Below are 5,512 nucleotides of genomic sequence, written 5' to 3'. Positions count from 1 at the left end.
GCGGGCTTTGCCAGGGACATGCAGACCCATCATCGCCAAGCAGTCGAGATGGCCTTCATCATCCGGGACAAGACCACCAACTCAACGATCCGCACCATCGCCTACGACATCATTACCACCCAGCAGCAGCAGGCCGGGCAGATGTACGGCTGGCTGGCCCAGTGGCGGCTGCACCAGACCGGATCTGAACCGCCAATGGCGTGGATGGGCAGCGGGCACCACATGGGGTCGCCTGCCAGTACGGGTAGCACGATGCCGGGGATGGCGACCCCGGCTCAGCTGGCACAGCTACGCGCAGCGACCGGGCCGGCGGCAGATCGACTGTTCCTGACCCTGATGATCGCCCATCACCGTGGCGGGATCGGCATGGCCCGGGCCATCCAGCCGATGACGGAGAACCCTGCGGTCGATACCTTGGCTGGCGCGATCGAGACCTCGCAGGAGGCGGAGATCACCCAGATGACCCGGCTGCGCGGAACGCTGCCGACCTAGCTCGCGCGCGTCGTTGCCCGTGCTTCTGCGCCAGGTCACGGGTTTGTGCTCGTGCTGCGGTCCGGAGGCCGGTCAGGTGGAGTGCTCGACGCAGAAGTGGCCGCGTAGTCAGGCTTGGATCTGGTCGCAGCCAGGGTGCGTTTCCGTTCATTGAAGCAAGGAGTCCTCCACGATGCGCGGCCGCCTCGTTCGCTGATCGACACTGATGGCGGGATGGGATGCGCGTTGACGACCTACCAAGACATTTCGGCGCATCCGCGGGCTGCGGCCCCTGATTCGATTTGCAGGGTGGCGTGCTCGATCTGGGCGTGTCCGCGCAGAACTTTTCGGGCTGCGGTCAGGACGGTGTTGGCGTCGGTGTTGGGTTCGGCGACCAGGTGGGCGGTGGCCACGTTCATCCCAGAGGTCAGGGTCCATAGGTGCAGGTCGTGCACCTGGAGGACGCCGGGCACCGCACGCAGTTGCGCATCGATGGCTTCGGGGTCCACGCCGGCGGGGGCGTGCTGCCCTAGCACGGCCAGCACCTCCCGGCCAAGCATGATCGCGCGGACAGCGACGAACACCGCGATCGCGAGAGCGACGATGGTGTCCCACCACGGGCTTCCGGTGCGGGCGACCAGGATCCCGGCGACGATGACCCCGACGGATCCCACGGTGTCAGCAACCACTTCAAGGTAGGCGCCCTTGACGTTCAGGCTCTCGGCCGCGCCACCGCGCAGCAGCACCATGGCGATCACGTTTACCAGGAGGCCTATACCGCCGACGATGAGCATGGGTCCGGTGTCGACCTCGACGGTTTCGCCGATCCGGCTGACCGCCTCGACCGTCACGTAGACGGCGGCGCCCAGCATGAGCAGGACGGTGAGGCCGGAGGCGAAGACCTCTGCTCGGTAGGAGCCGAATGTACGTCGGCCGGTCGTGTCCGGGCGGCTGGCGATCCTGGTCGCGGTGAGCGCCGCGCCGAGGGCAACCACGTCGGCGGCCATGTGCCCGGCGTCAGAGAGAAGCGCCAGGGACCCCGACCACAGGCCGAAGCAGAGCTCGACGACGAAGTAGGAAGCGACCAGCGTGAACGCGACGCCCAGGCGCCACCGATGACGGCCGCCAGCGTGCTCGGTGCCGTGGGAGTGATCGCCGCCCATCAGCGAGCCCCCATCCCGGTTGACACGGTCGACTCAGGCTCGCAGCAGGCGTCCGTGCATCCGGGACCGCAGGTACACGAGCCATCCTCCGTGTCGGCTTCATTCAGGGGAAGCGGCGTGCAGGAGCAGGCATCGCCTCGCCATGCCTGCAGTCCCTCCCGGACCGCCACGGCTGCGATGACCAGGCCTGCGATCGGGTCGGCCCACCACCAGCCCCACCAGGCGTTGACGAGGAGGCCGGCCAGGAGCACCGCCGACAGATAGGTGCACAGCAGGGTCTGCTTGGAGTCGGCCACCACCGACCCCGAGGCCAGTGCGCGTCCGGTGCGCCGCTGCGCCCAGGACAGGAATGGCATGACGGCCAGCGAGACGGCACCGAGGATCACACCGATCGAGGATGGGTCCGGTTCGGTTGACCCCAGAAGGGTGCGGGCAGCATCGAGGGAGACGTAGATGGCCAGGGCGAAGAATGCGATGGCCATCAGCCGCAGCGCTAACCGTTCACGCGACTCGGGCACCGCGTGACGGAACTGCCACAAGATGATCAGACCCGAGGAGACCTCGACCAGGGAGTCCAGCCCGAAACCCACCAGCGCCGCGGAGTTCGCGGCCCGACCTGCTGCGATGGCAATGATGGCCTCGAGCAGGTTGTAGGCGACGGTCGCGCCCGCGAGCAGCTGGGCACGCAGGCTGAGGCGACGCCTGGCCTCCGGGCTCAGCGCGATGCGGCCGATGAGCGGGACACCGGTCATGACTGTGCTCCTACCCCGGATGTCGGGCACAAGACCACGGCGTCGCCGGTCGCGGCCAGGAGTTCTTCAGCCGCGGCGAACACTCGGGCCACAGCGCCCGGATGAGCGAGTGAGAACACCGAGGCCCGACCCACGGGCCGAGACGCCACCAAGCCGCAGTCGCGCAGGCATGCCAGGTGCTTGGACACCGTCGACTGCGCTAAACCCAGGTGCGCAGTCAGCTCCACGACCTTGTGCTCACCCAGCAGCAGGTGCTGCAAGATCGCGACCCTCGATGGATCACCCATTCCATGGAACAGGCACGCGGCCGCGACCGCAGCAGTCGTCTCGTCCACGGGATCCTCAACCGCCAGTGCATCACGTGTCGTTGTTATCGCCATATGGCGATGTTAACGTTCTTCTCGTGATCGTCAACCGCCGGTGGAACCTGAGCGCCGCCCGCGGCGTTGGCCCGGTCAAGCCCAACCCGCCATCAGCCCTGGAGCCTCTCACGTGACCCGCCGCAACTCGCTCATCTCTGCCGTCCTGATCGCGGCATTCGTCGTGGTCCTTGGGGTCGTCCTCCTGGCCTCTCGCGACAGCGGCGCCGATGCCGCAGAACCGGGCAAGACGTCCTCCTCGTCCTCGCGCCTAGTACGCGACAACAGTCACCGGCTGGGTTCCCCAGCACTGGACGGCAAGGTCACGTTGGTGGAGTTTCTCGATTTCGAGTGCGAGTCGTGCCGCGCGGCGTACCCCGTGGTCGAAGACCTGCGCAAGCAGTACGCCGGCAAGGTCACCTTCGTGCTGCGCTACTACCCGATCCCGAGCCACAAGAACGCGATGAACGCAGCGATCGCGGTCGAGGCCGCGGCGCAGCAGGGAAAGCTTGAGCCGATGTACAAGAAGATGTATGAGACGCAGTCGCAGTGGGGCGAGAAGCAGGTCTCCCAGGCCCCGGCGTTCCGCGGCTTCGCTCAGCAGCTCGGACTCGACCTGACCGCTTACGACAAGGCGGTCAAGGACCCCGCCACCAAGGCGCGGGTCGAGCTGGACCGCGGCGACGGCCAGTACCTCGGGGTCCAGGGCACACCCACGTTCTTCCTCAACGGCAAACAGCTGAACCCGACCTCCCTCGACGACTTCCGCGCCAGCATCGATGATGCTGTCAAGAACTGACCCAGCCGCAGGCGTGAGCACCGAGACCGGGGCCGACCCGGGCGGGCGACATGCACCTGGCCGATCGACCGCGTGGTCGCTTTTGGTCGCGGGACTGATCGGGTTGGTCGCGTCCGCGACCCTGCTCATCGAGAAGGTCGAGCTGCTGAAGGACCCTGGCTACACGCCGACGTGCAGCATCAACCCGGTCCTGAGCTGCGGGTCCATCATGAAGACCTGGCAAGCCGAGCTGTTGGGCTTCCCGAACCCGGTCATCGGAGTGGTCGGATTCGCCGTGGTGACCACGACCGGGGCGTCGCTGCTGGCCGGCGCCGTGCTGCGCGGCTGGTACTGGTGGGGCCTGCTGATCGGCGCGGCCGCGGGCGTGCTGCTGGTGCACTGGTTGATCTTGCAGTCCCTGTACCGCATCGGCGCGTTGTGCCCTTACTGCATGGTGGTGTGGGTCGTCACGATGACGATCTTCGTGGCCGCCGTGACCTCCTTGCGGCGGGCACTCCGCGTGCCACCCTCGATCATCCAGTACGCGCCGAGCCTGCTCGTGGCATGGACTCTGGTGGTCGCGGCGTTGATCGCCGTGCGCTTCTGGGATTACTGGAGCACGCTGGTGTAACCCGACCACCTCCGGGTCGGGGCAGTCATGCGCGTGCTGTGACCAGCCACGCAGCGCCGTCAAGGTAGACGCCGTCCTCACGCTGATGCGGCCGGAGCGCAGCAGCGACGGCAGCCCAGCCCGCTGCTGCTTGCTCCCTGCTGGCTTTCGCGAACAAGACGCTGCCGAAATCCGAGCGCTGCAGGAAGTCGACCGCGTCCGGGATGTCCTGGCCTTGAAACTCCGGACAGACCAAGGACTCGAGCTGGACATCGGCGAAGCCAGCGTTGGCGATCGCGAACAGGATGTTCTCCTTGCCCGTCACCTTCTTGAACGCGTTCACCAGCTCTTGGGTCACCCGGCCGGTCCGCGCGGGCGTTGATCCGGTGCACCGTGGAGATCAACAGGTCAACCAAGGTGTCGGTGATCTCCCGCTCCCGGGTATGCAGCAACACCGCCAACAACGTCAGCCGCAGACCGGTCGGGTGCGCCCGCAGATGTGACGGCGATTCCACCGCGGCCCGAGAACGCCATGCTGCCAACACCTTTGGCGCGACATCGGCGAACAGGCCTGGCGGCAGGTCGACCGCTCGGACGGCGCGCAGCTTGCGGATCTCGGTCAGCATCGTCTCCAGCGACACGTTCCCTGGCACCGACTTCACCAACGCCAGCACCGACTCATCCGCTGCCGCGCCGTCCTCGACTTCCACATCGACCGAGACCAGCTCCTCCAACCGTGCGCCGCCGTTGAGGCGGGTAGCCGGGCCGCGATCCGGGACGACAACGTGGCTTCGCCCTGATGCAGCGCCGAGCGGACCATCCGGTCAATCCGACCGTCGGTGGGCGGCTCGACCTGCTCCTGCCGGCAACGACCGAGCAGTTGCTCACGCACCCGGTCCGGGGACCGTTCTGTCTCGCACACCTCGGTGGCCAGCCAGGACGTCAGCTTGTCGGCGTCCTCAACTGAGCACTCTCGAAAGCCCAGATGGCTGCGGATCTGCGCACGGTGGTACTTGATCGACCGGCCCGACCACTCGTAACGCGTGAGTTCAGAGGCCGGCACCTTCACCTGGTCCGCGACGAACCTGACCGCCTCGGGCGGCAGCACGTCCTCGCGCTCCGGAAAGTGGCCGTGGTGGATGTAGAACTTCAGCAGCAGAACGAATCCGAGCCTGGTCGCGCCTCGCTTGCCCGCGACCAACTCAAGCTCGTCATCCAGCAACGTCCAGTGCTCCACCAGCTCATCGAGCTCAAGCGTCCGATCCACGATCGGAGATGCTTCCGCACCTGAGGGGGCGACGGAGCCGGTTTGCCCCTGATGACATGTTCCTTACCGGCACCCCGCGTTGCGGGGGTGGCTACGCTCGCGGCGAGTGGCC

The 5,512-nt window shown here is 66.9% G+C and carries 8 protein-coding genes; 3 read left to right on the top strand and 5 right to left on the bottom strand.

What is annotated here, in order from left to right:
• Positions 1 to 492 (top strand): DUF305 domain-containing protein (locus EU513_RS15510; RefSeq protein ID WP_129627770.1); only part of this gene is annotated, 492 nt, incomplete at its 5' end.
• Between the two features lie 233 nt (positions 493 to 725).
• Here EU513_RS15510 and EU513_RS15505 read toward each other — a convergent pair.
• The 3 genes from EU513_RS15505 to EU513_RS15495 are packed head-to-tail and all read right to left on the bottom strand — an operon-like array spanning position 726 to position 2,721.
• A complete protein-coding gene (locus EU513_RS15505; protein ID WP_129627768.1) occupies positions 726 to 1,634 on the bottom strand; it encodes a cation diffusion facilitator family transporter in 909 nt (302 codons plus the stop codon).
• Positions 1,634 to 2,386 carry a cation diffusion facilitator family transporter gene (locus EU513_RS15500; protein ID WP_115924557.1) on the bottom strand — a complete coding sequence of 251 codons (753 nt, stop codon included), beginning with the start codon at positions 2,384 to 2,386 and terminating at the stop codon, positions 1,634 to 1,636. Before EU513_RS15500 ends, EU513_RS15505 begins: the two co-directional genes overlap by 1 nt.
• Positions 2,383 to 2,721, bottom strand: a complete 339-nt coding sequence (locus EU513_RS15495; RefSeq protein WP_255407472.1) for a helix-turn-helix transcriptional regulator — start codon at positions 2,719 to 2,721, stop codon at positions 2,383 to 2,385. Before EU513_RS15495 ends, EU513_RS15500 begins: the two co-directional genes overlap by 4 nt.
• A gap of 157 nt (positions 2,722 to 2,878) precedes the next feature.
• Between EU513_RS15495 and EU513_RS15490 the strand changes: the two genes are divergently transcribed.
• The gene (locus EU513_RS15490; RefSeq protein WP_115924561.1) at positions 2,879 to 3,544 is read left to right on the top strand and encodes a thioredoxin domain-containing protein; all 666 of its coding nucleotides are present in this window, start codon (positions 2,879 to 2,881) and stop codon (positions 3,542 to 3,544) included.
• 13 nt (positions 3,545 to 3,557) lie between these two features.
• On the top strand, positions 3,558 to 4,154 hold the full coding sequence (locus EU513_RS15485) for a vitamin K epoxide reductase family protein (protein ID WP_240796083.1): 597 nt from the start codon (positions 3,558 to 3,560) through the stop codon (positions 4,152 to 4,154).
• Positions 4,155 to 4,179: 25 nt separating this feature from the next.
• On the opposite strand, the gene EU513_RS15480 is transcribed toward EU513_RS15485, so the two are convergent.
• Together EU513_RS15480 and EU513_RS15475 are read right to left on the bottom strand one after the other, a co-directional pair.
• A complete protein-coding gene (locus EU513_RS15480) occupies positions 4,180 to 4,491 on the bottom strand; it encodes a hypothetical protein (protein ID WP_115924565.1) in 312 nt (103 codons plus the stop codon).
• Between the two features lie 300 nt (positions 4,492 to 4,791).
• Positions 4,792 to 5,400 (bottom strand): DUF4158 domain-containing protein, encoded by a 609-nt coding sequence (locus EU513_RS15475; protein ID WP_168990319.1) that lies wholly within the window; start codon positions 5,398 to 5,400, stop codon positions 4,792 to 4,794.
• Positions 5,401 to 5,512 lie beyond the last annotated feature (112 nt).

The organism is Yimella sp. RIT 621, from assembly GCF_004146205.1.
Classification (GTDB): domain Bacteria; phylum Actinomycetota; class Actinomycetes; order Actinomycetales; family Dermatophilaceae; genus Yimella; species Yimella lutea.
The sequence above is the reverse complement of the archived record's forward strand: the minus strand, read 5'-3'. Positions and strand labels throughout refer to the sequence as shown.

Excerpts from the sequence above, each read along its gene's own strand:
- EU513_RS15505 (WP_129627768.1), bottom strand. The coding sequence starts at position 1,634 with ATGGGCGGCGATCACTCCCACGGCACCGAGCACGCTGGCGGCCGTCAT.
- EU513_RS15500 (WP_115924557.1), bottom strand. The coding sequence starts at position 2,386 with ATGACCGGTGTCCCGCTCATCGGCCGCATCGCGCTGAGCCCGGAGGCC.